The 23,041-nt window shown below is 36.0% G+C and carries 21 protein-coding genes; 16 read left to right on the forward strand and 5 right to left on the reverse strand.

Translation table 11 applies throughout. From position 1 onward, the window contains the following. The first annotated feature begins 203 nt into the window (after positions 1-203). From RSC39_RS01750 to recA, 6 genes are all read left to right on the forward strand, one after another. Complete coding sequence (locus tag RSC39_RS01750) at positions 204-1,775, forward strand: peptide chain release factor 3 (RefSeq protein ID WP_332534627.1); 1,572 nt, start codon at positions 204-206, stop codon at positions 1,773-1,775. Positions 1,776-2,097: 322 nt separating this feature from the next. After that, entirely contained in the window at positions 2,098-3,753 is a 1,656-nt protein-coding gene (locus tag RSC39_RS01755; RefSeq protein ID WP_310835241.1) for a DEAD/DEAH box helicase, read from the forward strand. A 591-nt stretch (positions 3,754-4,344) separates the two neighbouring features. Then, positions 4,345-5,256, forward strand: a complete 912-nt coding sequence (gene era / locus RSC39_RS01760) for a GTPase Era (RefSeq protein ID WP_003131632.1) — start codon at positions 4,345-4,347, stop codon at positions 5,254-5,256. Positions 5,257-5,353: 97 nt separating this feature from the next. Beyond that, positions 5,354-6,946 carry an asparagine synthase B gene (asnB, locus tag RSC39_RS01765; RefSeq protein ID WP_332534631.1) on the forward strand — a complete coding sequence of 531 codons (1,593 nt, stop codon included), beginning with the start codon at positions 5,354-5,356 and terminating at the stop codon, positions 6,944-6,946. 191 nt (positions 6,947-7,137) lie between these two features. Then, positions 7,138-7,956 carry a DNA-formamidopyrimidine glycosylase gene (gene mutM / locus RSC39_RS01770; RefSeq protein WP_231721993.1) on the forward strand — a complete coding sequence of 273 codons (819 nt, stop codon included), beginning with the start codon at positions 7,138-7,140 and terminating at the stop codon, positions 7,954-7,956. Between the two features lie 152 nt (positions 7,957-8,108). Next, complete coding sequence (gene recA / locus RSC39_RS01775) at positions 8,109-9,272, forward strand: recombinase RecA (RefSeq protein ID WP_332534636.1); 1,164 nt, start codon at positions 8,109-8,111, stop codon at positions 9,270-9,272. 15 nt (positions 9,273-9,287) lie between these two features. On the opposite strand, the gene RSC39_RS01780 is transcribed toward recA, so the two are convergent. Together RSC39_RS01780 and RSC39_RS01785 are read right to left on the reverse strand one after the other, a co-directional pair. Continuing rightward, complete coding sequence (locus RSC39_RS01780; RefSeq protein ID WP_332534638.1) at positions 9,288-10,670, reverse strand: amino acid permease; 1,383 nt, start codon at positions 10,668-10,670, stop codon at positions 9,288-9,290. Between the two features lie 71 nt (positions 10,671-10,741). Next, on the reverse strand, positions 10,742-12,121 hold the full coding sequence (locus tag RSC39_RS01785) for an amino acid permease (RefSeq protein WP_332534640.1): 1,380 nt from the start codon (positions 12,119-12,121) through the stop codon (positions 10,742-10,744). 146 nt (positions 12,122-12,267) lie between these two features. On the opposite strand from RSC39_RS01785, the gene RSC39_RS01790 reads away from it, so the two are divergent. The 3 genes from RSC39_RS01790 to RSC39_RS01800 are packed head-to-tail and all read left to right on the forward strand — an operon-like array spanning position 12,268 to position 13,689. After that, positions 12,268-12,648, forward strand: a complete 381-nt coding sequence (locus tag RSC39_RS01790) for a YlbF family regulator (RefSeq protein WP_011675416.1) — start codon at positions 12,268-12,270, stop codon at positions 12,646-12,648. Further along, complete coding sequence (locus RSC39_RS01795) at positions 12,635-12,946, forward strand: DUF2129 domain-containing protein (protein WP_011675417.1); 312 nt, start codon at positions 12,635-12,637, stop codon at positions 12,944-12,946. Before RSC39_RS01790 ends, RSC39_RS01795 begins: the two co-directional genes overlap by 14 nt. 50 nt (positions 12,947-12,996) lie before the next feature. Next, a complete protein-coding gene (locus tag RSC39_RS01800; RefSeq protein WP_332534642.1) occupies positions 12,997-13,689 on the forward strand; it encodes a dithiol-disulfide isomerase in 693 nt (230 codons plus the stop codon). Between the two features lie 63 nt (positions 13,690-13,752). Here RSC39_RS01800 and RSC39_RS01805 read toward each other — a convergent pair whose 3' ends face one another. Further along, positions 13,753-14,346 carry a CYTH domain-containing protein gene (locus RSC39_RS01805; protein ID WP_011834433.1) on the reverse strand — a complete coding sequence of 198 codons (594 nt, stop codon included), beginning with the start codon at positions 14,344-14,346 and terminating at the stop codon, positions 13,753-13,755. A 219-nt stretch (positions 14,347-14,565) separates the two neighbouring features. Between RSC39_RS01805 and RSC39_RS01810 the strand changes: the two genes are divergently transcribed. From RSC39_RS01810 to RSC39_RS01825, 4 genes are all read left to right on the forward strand, one after another. Next, positions 14,566-15,372, forward strand: a complete 807-nt coding sequence (locus RSC39_RS01810; RefSeq protein ID WP_011834434.1) for a DUF817 domain-containing protein — start codon at positions 14,566-14,568, stop codon at positions 15,370-15,372. Between the two features lie 187 nt (positions 15,373-15,559). Next, on the forward strand, positions 15,560-16,219 hold the full coding sequence (locus tag RSC39_RS01815; RefSeq protein ID WP_011834435.1) for a GTP pyrophosphokinase family protein: 660 nt from the start codon (positions 15,560-15,562) through the stop codon (positions 16,217-16,219). After that, on the forward strand, positions 16,206-17,018 hold the full coding sequence (locus tag RSC39_RS01820) for an NAD kinase (protein WP_021036711.1): 813 nt from the start codon (positions 16,206-16,208) through the stop codon (positions 17,016-17,018). Before RSC39_RS01815 ends, RSC39_RS01820 begins: the two co-directional genes overlap by 14 nt. Next, positions 17,018-17,899, forward strand: a complete 882-nt coding sequence (locus RSC39_RS01825; protein WP_332534646.1) for an RluA family pseudouridine synthase — start codon at positions 17,018-17,020, stop codon at positions 17,897-17,899. The genes RSC39_RS01820 and RSC39_RS01825 overlap by 1 nt, the downstream gene beginning before the upstream one ends. Before the next feature lie 42 nt (positions 17,900-17,941). Here the strand turns inward: RSC39_RS01825 and RSC39_RS01830 are convergent, their stop codons facing one another. Next, positions 17,942-18,772 (reverse strand): peptidylprolyl isomerase, encoded by an 831-nt coding sequence (locus RSC39_RS01830; protein WP_332534648.1) that lies wholly within the window; start codon positions 18,770-18,772, stop codon positions 17,942-17,944. A gap of 309 nt (positions 18,773-19,081) precedes the next feature. On the opposite strand from RSC39_RS01830, the gene RSC39_RS01835 reads away from it, so the two are divergent. The 3 genes from RSC39_RS01835 to RSC39_RS01845 all read left to right on the forward strand — a co-directional run bounded on the left by RSC39_RS01835 (position 19,082) and on the right by RSC39_RS01845 (position 22,454). Continuing rightward, complete coding sequence (locus RSC39_RS01835) at positions 19,082-20,515, forward strand: amino acid permease (RefSeq protein ID WP_021036713.1); 1,434 nt, start codon at positions 19,082-19,084, stop codon at positions 20,513-20,515. Positions 20,516-20,676: 161 nt separating this feature from the next. After that, a complete protein-coding gene (locus RSC39_RS01840) occupies positions 20,677-21,480 on the forward strand; it encodes an NADPH-dependent FMN reductase (RefSeq protein WP_332534651.1) in 804 nt (267 codons plus the stop codon). Further along, complete coding sequence (locus tag RSC39_RS01845) at positions 21,477-22,454, forward strand: FAD:protein FMN transferase (protein WP_332534653.1); 978 nt, start codon at positions 21,477-21,479, stop codon at positions 22,452-22,454. The genes RSC39_RS01840 and RSC39_RS01845 overlap by 4 nt, the downstream gene beginning before the upstream one ends. 149 nt (positions 22,455-22,603) lie before the next feature. Here RSC39_RS01845 and RSC39_RS01850 read toward each other — a convergent pair. Then, positions 22,604-23,041, reverse strand: a 438-nt coding sequence (locus RSC39_RS01850; RefSeq protein ID WP_332534655.1) for an IS3 family transposase, incomplete at its 5' end; no start/stop codon positions are given.

Genomic DNA, 23,041 nt, shown 5'->3' on the forward strand with positions numbered 1-23,041 from the left:
CAGAACCACGATTCCCTATCTTACGTTGTCCGCTCTCGCTATGTCGCTGAAGCGACAAGTTGAGCTGCAATTTTCTACGTTTCTTGCAGTCGGCCTCGCATCTTGATATAATTAAAAGAACTATTTTTTTGAGGTTTAGCCAATGTAAATTAAATTAAAAGTATAAATGAATAATTAAATAATTAAAGAAAATGAGAGTATAAATGACTTTACAAGAAGAAATAAAAAAACGTCGGACTTTTGCCATTATCAGTCACCCGGATGCTGGTAAGACGACGATTACAGAACAACTATTGAAATTTGGGGGTGCCATCCGTGAAGCTGGTACTGTAAAAGCACGTAAAACAGGAAATTTTGCCAAATCAGACTGGATGGACATTGAAAAAGAACGTGGAATTTCTGTAACGAGTTCTGTCATGCAGTTTGACTATGCGGGAAAACGGGTTAATATCTTGGACACGCCAGGGCATGAGGATTTCTCAGAAGATACTTATCGAACGTTGATGGCAGTTGATGCGGCAGTCATGGTTATTGACAGTGCTAAAGGGATTGAAGCACAAACGAAAAAACTTTTCCAAGTTGTCAAACGTCGTGGAATTCCGGTATTTACTTTTATCAATAAACTTGACCGTGACGGTCGTGAACCACTTGATTTGCTTTCTGAATTGGAAGAAATTCTAGGAATTGCTAGTGTACCAATGAATTGGCCAATCGGCATGGGGAAAAATTTCCAAGGGCTTTATGATTTTACACATGGTCGTGTGGAAGTTTATCAACCAGAAGATGGAAAACGTTTTGTTGAATTTGATGAAAATGGGGAAGTTCCAACAAGTCATCCTTTAACGAAAAATCCATTTTTCACGCAAGCTTTAGAAGATGCTGAATTACTTTTGGATGCAGGCAATCAATTTTCAGAAGACGAAGTGGTTGCTGGGCAATTGACACCAGTTTTCTTTGGGTCAGCTTTGACCAGTTTTGGGGTGGAAACTTTCCTCGAAACATTTTTAGAATACGCACCAGAACCTCATTCACACAAAACGGTTGATGAAGAAGAAATTGAACCTTTAAATCCTGATTTTTCTGGTTTCATTTTCAAAATTCAAGCGAATATGGATCCGCGTCACCGTGACCGAATTGCTTTTGTCCGTATTGTTTCTGGCGAATTTGAACGTGGAATGGATGTTAATCTTGTCCGCACGGGTAAAAAAGTAAAACTCTCAAATGTCACACAATTTATGGCTGAATCACGAGAAAATGTCGAAAATGCGGTCGCTGGTGATATTATTGGGGTTTATGATACCGGAACTTATCAAGTTGGTGATACTTTGACAACTGGTAAATTAAAGAAATCATTTGAGCCACTTCCAACGTTTACACCGGAACTTTTCATGCGCGTGCAGGCTAAAAATGTCATGAAACAAAAATCATTTCAAAAAGGAATTGACCAATTGGTTCAAGAAGGAGCCATTCAGCTCTACAAATCTTTTACGACTGGCGATATTATGCTTGGGGCGGTTGGGCAATTGCAATTTGAAGTTTTTAAAGACCGGATGGAGCGCGAATATAATTCGGAAACAATCATGACACCGATGGGGTCAAAAACAGTGCGTTGGATTAAAGAAGAAGATTTAGATGAAAAAATGTCAAGTTCGCGAAACATCTTGGCGCGAGACCGTTTTGACCATCCATTGTTCTTATTTGAAAATGAATTTGCCATGCGCTGGTTCAAAGATAAATATCCAGATGTTGAATTAATGGAACAATTTTCAGTATAAGTTTTATAAATCTACTGACAGAATGTTTATTTTTAATAAAAATTTCCATTAAAAAAATGATATATTTTAAAATTACTGACAAAAATTTGTGGATAGTGTAGTTGTAAAATTACCGATAATTATCCTTTAAAAAACTGTCAGTAATTTTTTTATGAAAATATTTTTAAAAAAGTAAAGGGCGTAAGCATTTTCAGTCAAAAAATTATGCTATAATAGATAAGTTACGTCAGGCGAGTCACATAAATTTCGCCTGTAGCAAGGGTTTCGTACCCTGTAATAAAAATTTTGGCGTGGGAACACGCAGTAGAAATATAGGTAAAAAATGAAATTTAGTGAACTCGGCCTGTCAGAAGGAATCGTAAAAACACTTACAGAGATTGGTTATGAACAACCTACACCAATCCAAGAAGAAACAATTAAATTGGCGCTTGAAGGACGTGACGTTCTTGGTCAAGCGCAAACAGGGACTGGTAAAACAGCGGCATTTGGTCTTCCTACTATTGAGAAAATCAATGCTGAAAATCCAGCCATTCAAGCACTTGTTATTGCTCCAACCCGTGAACTTGCAGTTCAAGGACAAGAAGAACTTTTCCGTTTTGGTAAATCAAAAGGACTTAAAGTTCGTACTGTATTCGGTGGTTCAAGTATTGAAAAACAAATCAAAGGACTTAAAGCTGGCGCACATATCGTTGTGGGAACACCAGGTCGTTTGGTTGACTTGATTAAACGTAAAGCAATCAAACTTGACCAACTTGAAACTTTGATTCTTGATGAAGCAGATGAAATGCTTAACATGGGATTTTTGGAAGATATTCATTTTATTATTGAAAAAACACCAGAAAATCGTCAAACATTGCTTTTCTCAGCAACAATGCCTGCTGATATCAAAAAAATTGGTGTGAAATTCATGAAGAATCCTGAACACATCAAAATTGCAGCCAAAGAAATGACTGCTGACCGTATTGACCAATATTTTGTGAAAACAAAAGAATTTGAAAAATTTGATGTTTTGACTCGTTTGCTTGATGTTGAACGTCCAGAACTTGCAATTGTTTTCGGTCGTACAAAACGCCGCGTTGACGAATTGATTCGTGGTCTTAAATTGCGCGGATATCGTGCTGAGGGAATGCACGGAGATTTGGACCAAAATAAACGTTTGGCTGTTTTGCGTGATTTCAAAGCTGGACATATTGATGTCTTGGTTGCTACTGACGTTGCCGCTCGTGGGCTTGACGTATCAGGTGTAACACACGTTTACAACTACGATATTACCCAAGACCAAGAAAGCTATGTTCACCGTATCGGACGTACAGGTCGTGCTGGTAAATCAGGCCGCTCAGTAACTTTTGTTTCATATAATGAAATGGGCTACCTTCGTGCCATTGAAAAATTGACAAACAAAGAAATGAAAGGCTTGAAACCACCAACAAAAGAAGAAGCTTACCAAGCGTCACTTTCTGTTGCGATGGATGATGTTCTTCGTGATTTGTCTGATGAATCAGGTAAAGCAAAATTAGCAAAATTTGACAAACAAGCAGCAAGCTTACTTGAAAAATTTGATGCTAAAGAATTGGTTGCCTTACTTCTCCAAGGACGTGTTAAAGACCCTGATAACCAAGAAGAAGTTAAAATTACAGCCGAACGTCCATTACCATACAATGGTGAAGGAAAAGGATTCAAGAAAAAAGGTAAAGGCGGCGGCGGACGCTACAAAGGCCGTGGAAATGGCGACCGTGATGGTAATCGTGACGGAAACCGTGGAGGCTACCGTGGTAATCGTGATTCTAAAGATGGCGACCGCGGTGGAGATCGTAAACGTAACTGGAAAGACCGTGATGACAATCGTGGAGGTTACCGTGGAAAACGTGATGACCGTCGCTTTGACGACCGTAAACAAGGTGAAAAAACTCCTCGTAAACGTACCACAGGAACTGAAAAATCAGCTGGCTTCGTAATGCGTAGCCGTGGCGATAAATAAAATAAGTTATAAAAATTACTGAAATGAGCGGCTTAATGAGCTTTAAATCGGTAAATAAAGGAATCATCAGTTATCTGATGATTTTTCTTTTGTCAGCTGTCAGTATTTTTTATATTAGTCATAAGTCTGTCAGTTTAATCTGATTGAGTAGAGGCATTAATTCTGTGGATAAGGAATTTGTCAGTTTTACTGACGCATCTGTCAGCACAATATTCTTCCGCAAAAGGCTGATTTTATGGTATAAATATCACTGCTGATAACAGGCTCTAGCTATACTGTTCACTCTCGCTAAGTCGCAAGCGTGAAGGCTCAGCACGGAAGTTGCTATGACGCACTTACTGCCATTTCGTCTTACCAGCTTTGCTGGCTTAGAGCGAGCTTTTTTGCCCAACGCTTTAGCGAATGACAAAACGGCAAGCTGACAACGACTATCCTAAGTGGAAAATTATCGTTTCTGGGAGGGACAACTAGCATATCTGTAAGCCACTAAAGTGGCAACAGCTATCCTACGCTTCGCTTTAGCATAATTAATAATGAGGACCAGTAATACGAAACCTTGTTTCGTCCCACTGGCTGTGATATAATAGCGCTATGACAAATAACAAATTTAAATCAGGATTTGTGGCGATTTTAGGTCGTCCAAATGTTGGAAAATCAACATTTATGAATCACGTGATGGGTCAAAAAATTGCCATCATGTCAGATAAACCTCAAACAACAAGAAATAAAATTCAAGGAATTTATACTACAGAAAATGAACAAATTGTCTTCATTGATACGCCAGGGATTCACAAACCACACAATGCTTTAGGCGATTTTATGGTTCAATCTGCTTATTCTACTTTGCGTGAATGTGATGTCGTTTTATTTATGGTTGCAGCTGATGAACCTCGTTCAACTGGTGAAAATATGATTATTGAACGCTTGAAAAAAGCAGAAGTTCCAGTCATTTTGGTTGTCAATAAAATTGATAAAATTCATCCTGATCGTCTTTTTGAAATTGTAGCTGATTATACTTCACAAATGGAATTTTCAGAAGTCGTTCCAATTTCAGCTAAACAAGGAAATAACACCGAAAGATTAATTGATACACTCTCTGAAAAATTGGATGAAGGGCCTCAATATTTCCCAGAAGACCAAATTACTGACCATCCAGAACGTTTCCTTGTTTCAGAAATGATTCGTGAAAAAATCTTGTTGTTGACTCGCGAAGAAGTTCCGCATTCTATTGCGGTCACTACTGACCAAATGACTCGAGATGAAGAAACGGGTAAAATTCATATCATGGCAACAATTATTGTCGAACGCAAGAGCCAAAAAGGAATTATTCTTGGTAAAGGTGGCGATATGATTCGTAAAATCGGGAAAATGGCTCGTCGAGATATTGAAATTATGCTTGGGGATAAAGTTTACCTTGAAACTTGGGTTAAAATTAAAAATGATTGGCGCGACCGTAAAATGGATTTAGCTGACTTTGGCTACAATCGTGATGATTATATGTAATGAAAATAGCGAATTATCGCTATTTTTTGTTTTATTATGAAATTTCCAGACAATTGTGATATAATATTGAAAATTATAATTATTATTGGGGGAAATTATGTGCGGTTTTTTATTTATGGAAACATCTGACTTAACGATAGAAGAGTTTAAAAGCAATTTGGAACTGATTGAACATCGAGGACCAGACGACCAACAACATGTTCGTGATACTTTGGGAAATGATTTTGGTTTTTGCCGACTTTCAATCATGGATTTGTCAGACTTGGGGCGTCAGCCCTTTGGACTGAATGGTAAAAGAGTCATGTGTAATGGTGAAATTTATAACTTTTTAAGCCTTCGTAAGTTCTTGGAAACTAAGGGATATAAATTTACAGGAGATTCTGATTGTGAAGTGCTTTTACCTCTTTTTGAAACCACAGGAATCGAAACAATGGTCAAAATGCTTGATGCTGAATTTGCTTTTGTCCTAGTTGATGAAAATACTGGTGAGATTTTTGCGGCTCGTGACCCCTTTGGGATTCGTCCACTTTTTTATGGTTATAATAAAGTAACAGGCAAAATTTCGTTTTCATCCGAAGCCAAAGCACTAATTTCAACCTGTAAAGATGTGGCGCCATTTCCTCCAGGTTACTACTATGCCAATGGTGAATTCCATGTTTATAATGATATTGCGGAAGTTTCAACGATTGTAGAAGAACCTTTGGCTGAAATTTCAGGACATATCCGTCGCAAATTGGAACGTGCAGTTAAAAAACGTCTTCATGCAGATGCTCCAATGGGTTATCTCTTGTCAGGCGGTTTAGATTCATCATTGGTCTGTGCCATTGCAGCTAAAGAATTAGAAAGCCCAATCAAGACCTTTGCGATTGGAATGGAAACAGACCCGATTGATTTGAAATATGCTCGGGAAGTAGCAGATTTCTTACGGACTGACCATACCGAAATTTTGATGACAAAAGAAGACGTACTTTCAGCAGTTCGTGAAGTGATTTGGCATTTGGAAACTTGGGATATCACGACGATTCGGGCTTCTATTGGGATGTATTTAATCTGTAAGTATATTCATGAGAATACAGAGCTGAAAGTTTTGATGACCGGTGAGGTTTCCGATGAAATGTTCGGCTATAAATATACTGACTTTGCTCCATCAGCTGGGGCTTTTCAAAAAGAAGCACAAAAGCGAGTACATGAACTATATATGTATGATGTCCTGCGGGCTGACCGTTGCTTAGCGGCTCATTCTCTTGAAGCTCGCGTCCCATTTGCTGACTTGGACTTTGCGACTTATGTCATGTCCATCAATCCGAGTAGAAAGCTGAATACTTATGGCAAAGGAAAATATCTCTTGCGTCATGCTTTTGAAGGAACGGAGCTATTGCCAGACGAGATTTTATTTAGAGAAAAAGCGGCTTTTTCTGATGCTGTTGGTCATTCCATGGTCGACTATTTAAAAGAATTTGCTGACGAAAAATATTCTGATGAAGATTTAGCAAAGGCTAGTGAAAAGTATCCAAAACATACACCATTTACCAAAGAATCCTTGATGTATCGGGAAATTTTTTCAGAATTTTACCCAGGTTATGAAGATTGGATTCTTGATTTTTGGATGCCAAACCCTGATTGGGTGGGAGCAGATGTTAAAGATCCATCAGCACGCGTCTTGTCAAATTATGGTGATTCTGGAAAATAAATTTTGAAATCTTTATCATAAAAAAATGAATAAGAAATGTTAAAATAGTCACTGATAAAACTTATCTGATGATAAATTGTCAGTGATTTTTTATATTGAAATTTAGTACAGAATGAAAATAGAAAGCTGTCAGTAAAATAAATGAATTGACTGGAAAGTCTGTCAGTAGATTTTGTGATAAGAGGGAAAAAATGCCAGAATTACCAGAAGTTGAAACTGTTAGAAGAGAACTTGAAAAAAGAATTGTTGGACAAAAAATTATATCTATAGAAGCCACTTATCCAAGAATGGTCTTAACCGGTTTTGAGCAATTGAAAAAAGAATTGACAGGAAAAACCATTCAGGGCATCTCGCGGCGAGGAAAATATTTAATTTTTGAAATTGGAGATGACTTTCGCTTGATTTCTCATTTACGAATGGAAGGAAAATATCGCTTAGCAACACTTGATGCACCAAGAGAAAAGCATGACCATTTGACAATGAAATTTGCTGATGGGCAGTTAATCTATGCCGATGTAAGGAAATTTGGAACTTGGGAATTGATTTCTACTGACCAAGTGCTTCCCTATTTTCTGAAGAAAAAAATTGGACCAGAACCGACCTATGAAGATTTTGATGAAAAGCTTTTTCGAGAGAAATTAAGAAAATCAACAAAGAAAATAAAACCTTATTTACTTGAACAAACCCTTGTTGCTGGGCTTGGCAATATTTATGTTGATGAAGTGCTCTGGTTAGCAAAAATTCATCCAGAAAAAGAGGCTAATCAGCTGACAGAAAGTTCCATCCACCTTTTGCACGACTCAATTATTGAAATTTTGCAAAAAGCGATTAAGCTTGGTGGTTCAAGTATTAGAACTTATAGTGCCTTAGGATCAACCGGTAAAATGCAAAATGAGTTGCAAGTTTATGGAAAAACGGGTGAAAAATGTTCCCGTTGTGGTGCAGAAATTCAAAAAATAAAAGTTGCTGGTCGAGGCACTCATTTTTGCCCAGTTTGTCAGCAAAAATAAGTGAAGAATATTTACTGACAGACAAGGTAAATTAGCTAAAAAAGTCAGTGACAAAGTTCATAAAAAAACGTATAGATATAATATAGGGGCTTATAAAAAATCCTGAAAAATGCTATAATTAAACCATAAATAAAGAATAACGGAGATAAAATTTGGCAACAAAGAAAAAAACAAATTTTGATGATATTACCAAAAAATATGGCGCTGAGCGTGATAAAGCATTGGCTGATGCTCTTGCTCTGATTGAAAAAGACTTTGGGAAAGGTTCACTCATGCGTCTTGGCGAAGCAGCCAGCCAAAAAGTGTCAGTAGTAAGTTCAGGTTCTCTTGCGCTTGATATTGCACTTGGTGCAGGTGGTTACCCTAAAGGTCGTATCGTTGAAATCTACGGACCAGAATCTTCTGGTAAAACAACAGTCGCTCTTCATGCCGTTGCAGCGGTTCAAAAAGAAGGTGGAATTGCAGCCTTTATCGATGCTGAAAATGCTCTTGACCCAGAATATGCAAAAGCACTCGGTGTAAATATTGATGAACTTTTGCTCTCACAACCTGACTATGGTGAACAAGGACTTCAAATTGCTGAAAAATTGATTACTTCTGGAGCGGTTGACTTGGTCGTTATTGACTCAGTTGCAGCCTTGGTACCAAAGGCCGAAATTGATGGCGAAATCGGAGACAGTTCAGTTGGTCTTCAAGCACGTATGATGTCACAAGCCATGCGTAAACTTGCAGGACATATCAACAAAACAAAAACAACAGCGATTTTCATCAACCAATTGCGTGAAAAAGTTGGAGTGATGTTTGGTTCACCAGAAACAACTCCTGGTGGTCGTGCCTTGAAATTTTACGCCTCAGTTCGTCTTGACGTACGTGGTTCAACAAAAATTGAAGAAGGTTCTGGAGATAACAAAACTCAAATTGGTAAAATCACCAAAATTAAAGTCGTTAAAAATAAAGTTGCACCACCATTTAAGGTTGCGCTTGTTGATATCATGTTTGGTGAAGGAATTTCAAGTACAGGTGAGCTTTTAAATATTGCTGTTGAAGAAGGCATTATTAAGAAATCTGGTGCTTGGTTTGCTTATAATGATGAGAAGATTGGTCAAGGGGCAGAAAAAGCTAAAAACTACCTCAAAGAGCATCAAGATGTTTTTGATGAAATAGACCACAAAGTTCGGGCAGCTCATGGACTTCTTGGTGATTCAGAAGTAGCAGAAACTGAAGAAGAAACTACAGCTTCAAAAACTAAAGCAAAAGGTAAAAAAGAAGAAAAAGCAGTAGAAACAGAAGAAATCGAACTTGAACTTGAAGATTAAAAAAAAACAGCTGAATTAATCAGCTGTTTTTATTTTTCTAAAGAAGGTAAATAATCCAAAGATAAGAACCCAAATCACAGAACCAATGGCTGGAATAATTGTATCTTTAAAGCAGAAAAGTGAAATAAAGATTAATACAAATCCAGCAATAGCTAATGGAATAAAGATATGAGCCGCTGGTAAAGTAAAGCCACTTGGATCAAAATCTTTTGATTTGCGGTATTTTAGATAAGTGATTAAAGTCATCAGATAGACGACTAGAAAAAGATTGGTTGCGACACTGGTAATAAAGACAAAGGAATTAGAGATTGCCGGAATCATTGAAATAAATGGAGTAAATAAAACTAATAATGAAGTAAAAAGTAGTGCATTTATGGGAACACCTGCTTTTGAAAATTTGGTAAATGGTTTAAGAAGTTTATCGTCATTAAGTTTCGATAATGAGTAGAGATTTCGTGTGATTGAAAAGAGAGCAGAGTTCAAAGCAGAAGCAGCAGAGGTCAAAACAACGAAATTAACCAAAGCGGCAGCCCATTTGATACCAATTAATTGGAAAATGGTGACAAATGGAGATTTATCAGCAGGAATATCTCGCCATTGATAAATACTCATAATGGCAAGAAGAGCCCCAATATAAAAGAGTACAATTCTAATTGGAATTTGATTAATAGCTTTTTTCAAGGTAGGCCTTGGATTGTCCGTTTCAGCCGCAGTCATCCCTATGAATTCCATAGAAACAAAGGCAAACATTACCATTTGAAAGCTTTCAAAGAAACTAGAGACGCCGTTAGGGAAGAACTCAAAGCCTTTAGTGATGTTCGTTAAACTAACTGTGTCAGTTCCCGTATGATAGTGGCTAAAAATTAAAATAATTGCAGTTAATATCAAACCAATGATGGCAACAATTTTAATCATTCCAAACCAAAATTCTGTTTCACCGAAGAATTTAGGATTTAAAGTATTTAATAGTGTTAAAAGAACTAAAACAAAAACCTCAGTCATCCAAATCGGTAAATCTGGCAACCAAAAATTAATATAAGTTCCGATGGCAATTAGTTCGGCCATCGCGACAAAAACAACGACTAGCAAATAAGACCACTGAATAAAGTATCCAGGTTTGGCTCCCATATATCGTGAGACAAAGTTCAAAAAGGAATGCTGACTAGGATCTTGATAAAGCATCTCTCCAATTGCTCTTAATAGGATGTACATCAGAGCTCCGATAATCAAATAAACAAAAATAATCGAAGGACCAGTAAGATGAATTGATTTTCCGGCTCCAAGGAAAAGTCCGGTACCGATTGTTCCCGCAATCGCAATCAGTTGAATATGCCTATTTTTTAAACCACGTTGAGAAGGCTGTTTTTCTATGTTTTCATCATTTTGATTTGTATTCATAATATAATATTATACGCTTTTTCATTAAGATTTTCAGAGACTGCTCTATTTTATAAAGGAGTGAACCTGAATTAGATTTTTTTGAAATGGGAGTAAAGCCCAAAGATAAGAGTCCAAACAATCGCTCCTAAAGCAGGATAAAAAGTATCGGCATTGAAGAACAAGGAAGCAAAAACGATGGCAAAGATAATCGCAATAAATGGTACAGCAATCGCGGGTTTAGGAGTCAAAAAGCCATTAGGATTATAATCATCAGACTTACGATATTGCCAGTAGGTATACAAAGTAATAAAATAAACTACCAAAAATAAATTGGTCGTACAAGAGGCAGCAAAGTTAAAAGCATTTTTTATTTGAGGAATTAAAGTTAGGACAGGGGCTAAAAGAGAAAGAGCGGTTGCCATATAAAGGGCATTAATCGGGATGCCTACTTTAGAAAGTTTTGTAAAAGCGGTCAATCTTCCCTTGTCATGCTGTTTGGCAAGAGAGTACATATTGCGTGTTGCTGAGAAGAGAGAGCTATTGAGAGCCGAAGCAGCAGAAGTTAATACCACGAAGTTAATGAGAGCTGCAGCCCATTTGATTCCAATGAGTTGGAAAACAATAACGAATGGTGATTTGTCTGCTGGAATATAGTGCCAATTAAAAATTGCCATAATTGCCAGAAGTGCTCCGACGTAGAAAAGCAAGATACGGACAGGAATTTGATTAATAGCTTTTGGTAGACTCTTTTTAGGGTTAACTGTTTCTGCGGCGGTCATTCCGATAAATTCCATCGAAGTGAAAGCAAACATTACCATTTGTAGGGCTCCGACAAAATTCCAAGCACCATGTGGGAAAAGTTGAAAACCGTCAAAAATATTATTTAGTGAAGCCGTATCATTAACCGTTTTACCACTTAAGACTGTGGTGTAGTGGAAATTACTTGCTACGAGAATGATGGCAGTTACAATCATTCCAAGAATTGCTGCCACTTTAATCATAGCAAACCAAAATTCAGTTTCACCAAAAAAACGAGAATTTAAGGTATTGAGACCAAAAAGAAGCGCGAGCATCACAATTTCAATCAACCATAAAGGAAGATGAGGAAGCCAAAATTGAATATAAGTTCCAATGGCCGTCAATTCAGAGATACAGACAAAAACAATAACTAACCAATAAGACCACTGAGTGAAGTAACCTGTTCTGATTCCTGAATATTTGGTAACAAAATTTAAAAATGAATGCTGACTAGGGTCATTATAGAGCATTTCCCCGATAGTTCTAAGGAAAAAGAACATAGCAATCCCAATTAAAATATAAGCAAAAATGACACTTGGTCCAGTCATTTGAATTGTTTTTCCGGCACCGAGAAAAAGTCCAGTACCAATTGTGCCGGCAATTGCAATGAGTTGAATATGCCGGTTTTGTAAGCCCCTTTGGGCTTCATGATTCTTTTGAATATCTTCCAAAAGTTTTTCCTCCTTAAATTATCAGATAATTCCGATAATGTGTTAATTATTATACCAAATTAATAAAATTGTATCAAGAGTCATATTCTATTTTGCTAAAGATAACAGTAAAGTGTATCATTTCATATTTATGATATAATAAATTTATGTTAATTATCGATGAAAATCTAGTGGAAATAGATGATTTGTTAGAAAAAATTATGGATAGTTTCTTGGAATTTCCTGAAATCAAGCTTTATCAAAAAGCAAAAGCTGATTTTATGGCAGATGAAACTTTGCAAAACCAATTGAAAGTTTTAAATGATAATTCTGACTACATTTCTTTTCGTCCAGAATTAAAAACGTTACAGCATGAAATTAATACGAATGAGAAAGTTTATGCCTTACGTTTGGCAGAAAATGACGTTCAGCAAATTTTAACAGATTTGACTAAAAAAATTACAAAGAGTATTTCTGAACAGATTTATGTTGATGAAAATTTACCATTGAAAGGAGGGCAGCATGGACGACATCATGGAAAACATTGAAAAAAAAGAAATTCGCCCCCTTTATATAAGAGAGCGTGTGGCGGTTTATGTTTATTGTTACTCTTATAAAGGAACTAGACAACTTAGTCGTTTTGGGGATATTGTTTATAGTAGTCAGAAATCGCACTATAGCTTACTTTATGTGAATAATGATGAAGTTGCCGATTTATTAAATAAATTAAAAGAGTTGAGATTTGTCAAAAAAGTACGTGTGGGTCATATTAAAGAACTCGACCAAAACTTTTCGGAAGCTTTTATTCAGACAAATCTTGAAGTGAAAGAAGAACTTGAACACTGATAGGTAACTAGGGAAGTTTGTGCTCACTTTAAAATAAACTTGTATATTGTTTGAGTGGGCAGGCATTTTTTGATAAGATAGTAAAAAAAGAGAGGAGTCTTGGTAGAGTTGTAGGACTTCATATAGAAGTCAAAGAAATCTGTGAAATTGATGTATTCTATAAATTGCTTTATATTTCTTTTTCTAAAAATATGAAAAATAGACCAGAGCCAAGGAAAAAAACTATGTTGGAGACTCATTATTACTTCACTCCCATTTTAGACCATTTGGAAGAATTTGATCATAATGATTGGCATTTATATCCAATTGTTACGTTACCTGCTGCTAAGCAATTACGTGATGAGGAAGATTTGCCTAAAACGATTAGCTCACTAAATGCTTGCTATGACCGCTTGCAAAAAGTATCGCTTGATTATCTAACTGTTAATTTATATGGACGTAAACAGGGCCGTTTGTTTCTCCTTTTACTTCAAGATTTTTTGGAAGAAACAACTATCTTGGACTATACAGCTCAAATTCGTCAGCAAATTTTACAAGAAATTGGGGTTTCTACCCTCAACTTTCTGGAATATCGCTCTTTTGCCAAAAAACATCTTGCTTTAATTTTAAAAGACTTTCGAAAAAACAATTTCCAAACTTCACCAGCCAGTTTAATTTTAACTGACAAAGAATGTTTGAGAGTGGAAAATTGTCCTCATGTACTCTTACAACAATATTTAGAACAAATTGAAAAAACTGCCTGATAGAATCAGACATTTTTTTTATAAAAAAATACTGACAGAATGCTGTCAGTAAATATTTAAAAATTATTTTCGTAAATGTCTTAAACAGTCTAAGAATCGAACTACTTTTGATTTTGAAAATCGATATTCAACACGATTTTTATCTAAGAAATCGAAGAAGTCTTTTTTACCTTGTTTACTGTCATCAACTTCAAGTTCAAGTTCATAATCGGTATGACCTAAGTAATCATTTTTATCTAAAGCAGCAAGACCAATCGGAAGGTGTTGCTCATAACGAATGGTTGTTAAACTTCCAATCAAGGTAATTTCCTCAAGATTGATATCGCGTGCCGTCAATAATTCACATATTTCACTTAAATCAGTAGCCCCACAAACAATATTTCGTTCACCAAGAAGTTGTTGAGCTTCTTCAAGGCTGAGATCAATGTTATACTCGATATTTCCAACTTCTTGTGGAACCTTTAAGGTCATTTCGGCGGACTTATCAAAAGTTCTAATTCGCAAAGCTAATTTTTTCTTGCGCAACTTAAAATCTTTTGAATCTAAGTAGTGGTTAGTTTGTCTAACAGGGGTTACGTGAGTAAAGAGTTTTTTGAGCTGGTCATACTCAGCCAGCGACAATAGCGACTTATACTCAATCTCCAAGTTCGTACTCATTAATTAATTTTTAAGATTATTTTCAAAAGAAAACATCTTTCCTTTCAATAGGTTTAAACGATATATTAATTAAAAGTATATCAAAAGGCTGACTATAAGTAAAGTTCTGCCCCGCTTATAATGACAGTCAAATCCCTCTCAAAGCAGATAAATAAAGGGAAAAATCCCCAAAATTTAAGGAGCTTAGCTAAAAAATGAAAATATGATAGAATTGTTTTTATGAGAAAAGTAAATGAGAAGTACCGCTTGAAAGATTTCTGGGATTTCGGTTTAAAACAATTTCGGTCAGCAATTTTTGGAATTACGATTATTCTGTCATTAATTGTGACCACCTTTATAAAGATTCCACATCTTGCTCGTTATGATACGTTATTGATTTGTGTTTTGGTCATTCAAGTTATTTTGTTGGTCAGTAAATATGAGCGTGTGTATGATTTAATCCCGATAATGGTTTTTCATATTTTAGGAATGATTTTAGAAATTTTTAAAGTCAGACATGGAAGTTGGTCTTATCCAGATGCTGGTATATTCAAAATTATGGATGTTCCTCTCTATAGTGCCTTTATGTATTCAGCAATTGGTTCTTATATTGTTCGGGCGATAAAAGAATTTGATTTGGAAGTCATTCATTGGCCGAAATGGTTTATTTCAATTGGGATATCTTCAATCATTTATTTGAATTTTTTTAGCGGAACCTTTGGTTTTGACTTTAGAAATTTATTTTATCTCTTTATTTTGATTATTTTCTGGAAAACAAAATTTACTTTTGTCTTAAGGACAAAGCGTTATCAAATGCCAGCTATTTTAAGCTTCTTTTTAATTGGTCTTTTCATTTATTTCGCAGAAAATATTGGCTCTTATTTCAGCGCTTGGACCTATTCTTACCAGCTGAAAGCTTGGAAATTCGTTGACTTAGGAAAAATTTCTTCTTGGACCTTATTGATTATTGTTTCAATTATTATTGTAATTGAACTACAGAGATATTTTTCACAAAAGATAAAAATAAAAAATATTATTAATGACTAAAAGAAGCAAAAAGTTTGCTTCTTTTTTGTAAAAAGCTCAATCCATTTAAGTAACAATAATGTGAATAATAGAAACTTATGTTAAAATATTAGATGTGATTCTATTAAAAAAGAAGTCAGAAAACGTTTTAATATTTAAATACTCAGAAAGGAGTATGTGAGGGCGATTGCTTTTACAAGGTGAAAAAATGTTTAATTGGGAAGAATTTCTGGACCCCTACGTCCAAACTGTCGGAGAATTAAAAATAAAATTTCGTGGTGTTCGTAAACAATATCTCAAGAAAGGCTTGTATTCTCCAATTGAGTTTGTTACAGGGCGCGTGAAGCGTCGAGAATCAATCAGAAATAAAGCCAAACTCCGTGGTTATACCCGAGAAAATTTATCTGAAATGGAAGATATTGCCGGCGTTCGGGTAATGGTTCAGTTCGTTGATGATGTCTGGGATGTGCTAGAGCTTTTACGTAAACGTAAAGATTTTAAAATAATTGAAGAACGGGATTATATTAATAATCAAAAAGCCTCAGGTTATCGTTCTTATCATGTCATTATTGAATATCCGATTGATACGATTGATGGCTTCCAAATTGTTAATGCTGAGATTCAGATTAGAACTTTGGCCATGAACTTTTGGGCAACGATTGAACACTCTCTTAATTATAAATATGGAGGATTAATTCCTGAGGATGTCAAAGCTAGATTGACAAATGCGGCGCGTGAAGCTGCACAGCTTGATTCTGAAATGGGCGAAATTCGGGAAGATATTCAAGAAGCACAGTTACTTTTTGATAGCCCTCAGCAAAAACAAGACTTTAAAAAAGAAAATGGTGAAGAAAATGAACTTTGGTAAAAAAGTCTGGCTAATTGGAAATTCAAGTGAGAAGTCTAAAAAAACACTCAATAAATTGAGCAAGATTTTGAAAGCTGAACATTTTGTTTTTGATGATATTAATCCTGAAATTGTGATTTCAGTTGGAGGCGATGGAACGCTTCTACGGGCCATGCATATGTACGAGTATCAACTAGACCGTGTACGTTTTTTAGGTGTTCATACGGGCCATTTGGGCTTTTATACAGATTTTACTGATGAAGATTTATTTGAAGTCGTTGAAGCACTTTATGACGAAAATCCAGCTCAAGCCATTCACTACCCACTCATTCGTGTTCAAGTTAGTTTTACTGATGGCTATCAAATTGTTCGTCATGTGCTTAATGAAGCAACCATTCGGCGTGCAAGTAAAACAATGGTGGGTGATGTCAGAATTTCTGATTATCTTTTTGAACGTTTTCGTGGAGATGGTTTATCTATTTCTACTCCAACTGGTTCAACGGCTTATAATAAATCAATTGGGGGGGCAGTAGTCCATCCACGTGTGAAGGCCATGCAAATTGCTGAAATTGCGAGTTTGAATAATGTTGTTTATCGGACTTTAGGTTCACCAATGATTGTGGCTGAAAAAGATACAATTACGGTTTGTCCTGCGCCAGAAGATGATTATAGTTTAACTTTTGACCAATTAACTTTTGAATATAAAAATATTAAGTCAATTGAGTTTTCTTTAGATGGAACAACGATTTCTTTTGCTAATTGCGCCCATACACCATTTTGGGAACGGGTCAGTAAATCCTTCATCGGGGAGGTTGAATAATGCAGTTTGCTTTTAGAAACGAGATTGAAGGAAGCATGGTCAAATCAATGCTAGGCCGTCATGGTATTTCTAGGAGATTACTGACAAAAGTTAAATTTGATGGTGGAAAAATTATGGTGAATGGTATTGAAAAAACTGCTATTTACCGTCTGGAAAAAGGTGATTTAGTTACGATTACGGTACCTGATGAACCAGATAACGAAAAATTAATTCCTGACGATGTTCCACTTAATGTTTTGTTTGAAGATGACCACTATCTGGTTGTTGAAAAGCCAGCGGGAAAGGCTTCAATCACAGGGTCTCTTCATCCGACAGGTGCAATGTCCAATGCTGTCAAAGGATATATTTCTAGAAAAAATTATCCTAATCAAACCGTGCATATTATTACTAGATTAGATCGTGATACGAGTGGAATTATGTTTCTAGCCAAGCATCGCTATGCTCATGCGTTAATGGTTCAGCATAAGTTTCGAGAGACTTTAGAAAAACGATATTACGCCATTATTAATGATGGAGATTTGCCAGATTCTGGTCAAATTGATTTACCGATTGGACGCCGTGATGATTCGATTATAGAGCGGCAAGTGCGTTTTGATGAGCAATCAAAAAATGCACTGACGTCTTATGTTGTGACTGAGCGAAAAAATGATTTAGCGCTTCTTGATATTATTTTACATACAGGTCGAACGCATCAAATTCGTGTCCATTTTTCTCATCTTGGCTATCCTTTAGTTGGGGATGATTTATACGGTGGAAATCATGATTTGATTTCACGTCAAGCCCTTCATTGTCATCATTTACAATTTTTAAATCCATTTACTGACGAAATGGTTCATGTGGAATTAGACATGCCAGATGATATGAAAAACTTATTGAAATAAAAAAAGTTACTGACAGAAAAGCTGTCAGTAACTTTTTATTGATTAAAATTTCCAGTCTTTAAGGATTTTAACAGATTTAATTTTTACAGGGTCAATCGGTGCTGAGGATTCCCCAGAAGAATTTGTTTTTACATCAGCTTTAGCAATTTTATCTACGACATCCATTCCTGAAATGACTTGGCCAAAGACAGTATAACTTCCATCTAAACTAGGATATCCTCCCTTTTTATAAGCATCAATAATTTTTTGAGGATATTTGCTCTTATCTTGGATTTGACTAGTCATATCCTGAGGGTTTTGAACAATGAAAAATTGTGAACTGCTAGAGCTTGCTTGCCCTGTATTTGCCAGGGCAAGAGCACCACGGATGTTGTAAAGTTGGTTAGAAATTTCAGTATCAAATGATTTTCCACCGAAGATTGAAGCTGTTCCAGTTCCTTTGTTTGAAGGGTCACCAGATTGAATCATGAAATCTTTAATGACACGGAAGAACTCATTGTTTTTGTAGTAATCATTTTTGGCAAGAACAAGGAAATTTTGAACGGCATTTGGAGCTAATTTAGGGAAAAGTTTAATGTTGATATTTCCAGCACTTGTTTTGATTTGAACTTCAGCTTCGTCTTCAGCAACAGTTGTTGAAAGTTGGGGTAAAGTTAAATCATTGAGAGCAGTTGTAGAATTTTTTACTGCATCATGCAATTTATAATTTGTTGGATAATCAACTTTTTGACTTGAAGAAGTGCTTGTGCTACTTGCTGTACTATCAGTTGTTTTTGGGCGATTTGCAAAGAAAACTAAGAGCCCAACGACAACAATTAGGACAATCCCAAAGATTGCAAAAAGAATGGTGTTATTTTTTTTATTCGTATTCATAGGAATATTTTATCATAAAAACGAGTAATTATAAATTTTTATTAAATTAATTCTTGCAATTTCAAAAAAAAAGGTATAGAATATAGAAAAATCACGAAAGGAGAATCACGAAATGAATAACTTCTCATTGCGCCATCATCATTTGCATAGATAAGAGTTGTGTCATACAGTAGGTATAGATACAGCTTTAGAGTACGCTCAAGTATCTATGCCGGTGATTCTCAAGAGACCGGTTGTAAAGACAACTGGTCTTTTTATTTGCTCGTGCTCTGGTTTGTAAAAAAAACAAGAGATTAGAAAGTAAAGATTATGGAAAATCAAAATCAGGTCAAGCGCAACCTTAAACAGCGCCACATTACTATGATTGCTTTAGGGGGAACCATTGGAACAGGTTTGTTTTTAACCTCAGGAGCAACAATTAGTCAAGCGGGTCCTTGGGGAGCAGTCCTTGCTTATTGTTTTATTGGAATCATGGTTTATTTTGTAATGACTTCACTGGGAGAGATGGCGACTTATCTGCCTACCTCTGGTTCATTTTCTGACTATGGTGGGCGTTATGTTGACCCTGCCTTTGGATTTGCACTAGGTTGGAACTACTGGCTAAATGGAGCCATTACGATTGCCGTGGATTTAACGACGGCTGGATTGATTACTCAGTTTTGGTTCCCACACCTTCCTTCCTGGATTTTTTCAGGAATTGCGACAGTTCTAATTTTTATCATTAATGTTATGGCAGTTGGTGCTTTTGGGGAAACTGAGTATTGGCTATCAACGATTAAAGTGATTACGATTGTTCTCTTCTTAGCCATTGGCCTACTAACAATTTTTGGAGTCTTGGGACAAGGAAATGTTGATGTTGTTGCCAATTTGACAGCAGGAAATCATGGCTTTGTTGGTGGAATTTCAGGTTTTGTTGGCGTTTTACTCATTGCAGGATTCTCTTTCCAAGGAACTGAAATGTTAGGAATTACTGCAGGAGAATCTGAAGACCCAGGTAAAACGATTCCTAAAGCAATGAATTCTATTTTCTGGCGAATCTTACTCTTTTACATCTTTTCAATTATTGTCATAGCAGCTATTATTAATTTCAAAGACCCTCGTTTGTTGAACCCAAGCTCAACAGCTGTCATGAGTCCATTTACCATAGTCTTTAAAAATATTGGATTTGCTGTAGCAGCATCAGTGATGAATGCGGTCATTCTCACTTCTGTCATTTCGTCAGCAAATTCAGTGATGTACGCTTCAACTCGGATTCTTTATTCTTTAGGTCAAGAAAAGGGAGCACCAAAATTCTTTGGCCGCACGGCTAAAAATGGAATTCCTTTTTATGCGCTTCTAGCAACGACAATCATTTGTTTCATTGCTTTCTTAACGGGAATATTTGGAACGCAAATCTATCTTTTCTTGGTTGATTTGTCTTCACTGACAGGATTTCTTGCTTGGCTTGGAATTTCTGTCAGCCACATTCGTTTTAGAAGAGCTTATATTGCTCAAGGAAAAAAATTGGAAGATCTTCCTTACAAAGCAAAATGGTTCCCATTTGGACCAATTGTGGCGCTCTTGATGACTGCAGCCATCGCAATTAATCTTGACCCAGCCATGCTCTTTAGCGAGCATTGGGGCGAAGGATTAGCTTTATATGCGGCTATTCCGATTTTCATTGTTCTTTATTTTGGTTATAAATGGAAGTATAATACAAAAATTATTCCACTTGAAGAAGTCGATTTAAGTCGAGAAAAATAATATCTGAATCACAATTCTTATAGAGTTGTGATTTTTTATTTATAATATAAAGAGCAGTAAGTCGAAATAGACATCAATATAGTACAAAGGCTACTATTAATAAAGAATAAAATATATAGAATACACTTACATAATATTTACCAATTGAAAGAGGAAATGTGATGAAATTTATCGCCATTGTAGGGACCAATGCTAGTTTTTCATATAATCGAAAACTGCTTTGGTATATGAAAAAACATTTCAAAAATCAAGCACAAATAGATGTAGTGGAAATTACAGATGTTCCACTATTTTCTGAGGATACAAAAGAATTTCCTGAATCAGTAAAGAAAATTGCTCTGGCGATAAAAGATGCCGACGGGGTAATTTTTTCCACTCCTGAATATGACCATGCCATCACTGCTGCTTTGAAATCCTTAGTTGAATGGCTCTCTTGGGGGAAAAATCAGCCATTGAACAATAGACCAGTCATGATTGTTGGGGCCTCGTTAGGAAATATGGGAACCGTTTTTGCTCAAGAAAATCTTCGCCAAATCTTAAGCTCACCAGGCCTTGATGCTTTTGTTTTACCTTCAAATCAATTTCTCTTGGGGCGTGCCACCGAAGCTTTTGATCATCAGGATAATCTGATTGATGAGCATACGATTAGTTGGTTAGAGCATTGTTTTAGTAATTTTATGCTTTATAGTAAGACAATAAAACCGATGCGCTTGGAGATTCAAGATGAAAAAGAAGTTGAAAAAAAATCGAAAGCTAAAGAGGAAAAACAAGCTGCTGCTGATGATGAAGATTGGTGGATTGAAGACACGAGTCTTGGTTTTCCTCTCCTTTCAGATGCAGATACGGGAGCTACCGAAAATGAAGAAGTGAATGAGCCTGAAATCTCAGCCTATACTCAATTTCTTGAGGAAGATTTGTGGCCCGATGATATTATGGACTCAAAAGGGACTTTTGAAAACGAATGAAATCTTTAGAAAAAAAAGCGGCAAACAAAATTACAAAATCTTATCGAGCATTAGGAACAGTTATTGATTTAACAATCTATGGTTGCCAAGACGAAGGAATTTTAGACCAAAGTTATCAATTAATCAAATATTATGAAGCTATTTTCACTGTAAATCGAGAAAAATCCGAACTAATGACTGTTAATCAGATGGCAGGAATAGAAAGTGTACAAGTTACTGAACCTGTCTATCAACTGACAAAAATTGCCTTAGAAAAAAGTAAAGAACATTTCGGATTTAATGCAGCAATTGGGCCTTTAGTTAAACTTTGGCACATTGGTTTTTCAGATGCTAAAGTACCAAGCCAAGCAGAAATCTCTGAAAAATTAAAACTTATCAATCCTGATGAGATTGTTTTAAAGGATGAAGAATTTTCAATATTTCTTCCTAAAAAAGGAATGGAAATTGATCTAGGGGCAATAGCAAAAGGTTATATTGCTGATCGGATCAAGGATTTTTGGAGGGCTTATGGCGTCTCGTCAGGCATCATTAATCTAGGCGGAAATCTTCTATTAATGGGTAAAGCACCCCATCAGACAAATAAAAAATGGCGCGTTGGAGTTAAAAATCCACTAAGTAGTCGCAAAGAACCTATTTTACAGATTTTGACTGAGGAAAGTTCAGTAGTAACCTCAGGAATTGCTGAACGTTATTTAAAAGTCAATAATAAAAGTTATCATCATATTATTGACCCAGAAACAGGTTATCCTCACCCCAATTCACTTGCAAGTGTCACGGTCTTATCGAGAAAATCCATTGATGGAGAGATTGAAACGAGTAGATTGTTTTTTGCTGACGGACCAATTGAAAATTGGCTGACAGAGCATCCAGAAGTTTTTGGAGCAATCTTTATTAGTAAGAATAAAAAGATAAAAACCGTTGGTATTCCTAAAAATCAAATATATATTGCTGATAAAAGTTTTGAATTTGAATAAGAAAACAAGAGCCTGTCAGTAATTTTGAAGATATAAATTTACTGACAGAAATAAAAAAACCGCTTTTTGATGTGCACCCCAAAAGTTAGACTTTTTATCCAAGTAGAAATGGAAAGTCAACGAAAAACTAGACACGGAGTTAAGAGAATTTAAGAATTATATTTTTCAAAGTCTTTTGGCGACTTGTAATCAAGACCTGAATGCATCCTTTTTGTATTGTAATAGGTCTCAATGTATTTAAATATTTCTTGAGTAGCCTCAGCTCTTGTCTCAAAATGAGCATCATTAATAAGCTCTCTCTTTAGCGTCTTATAAAAAGACTCCATCATTGCATTGTCATAGGGATTTCCTTTACGACTCATGCTAGATTGAGCACCGACTTGACGAAGAGTAGATTGATAACGAGAGCTTGTATATTGACTCCCTTGATCAGTATGGACAATCAAGCCAGGCTGAGGATGTTCTTTCCCACAAGCTTGTAAGAAGCAATCCCTCACCAGTTTATCTTGCATCCGTGAAGACATTGACCAGCCTACAATCTTACGTGAAAAAACGTCGATATTCACGGCTAAGTATAAGGTGCCTTC

Origin of the sequence: Lactococcus sp., assembly GCF_036648155.1 — a bacterium.
In the GTDB taxonomy this organism is placed as follows: Bacteria; Bacillota; Bacilli; order Lactobacillales; family Streptococcaceae; genus Lactococcus; species Lactococcus cremoris.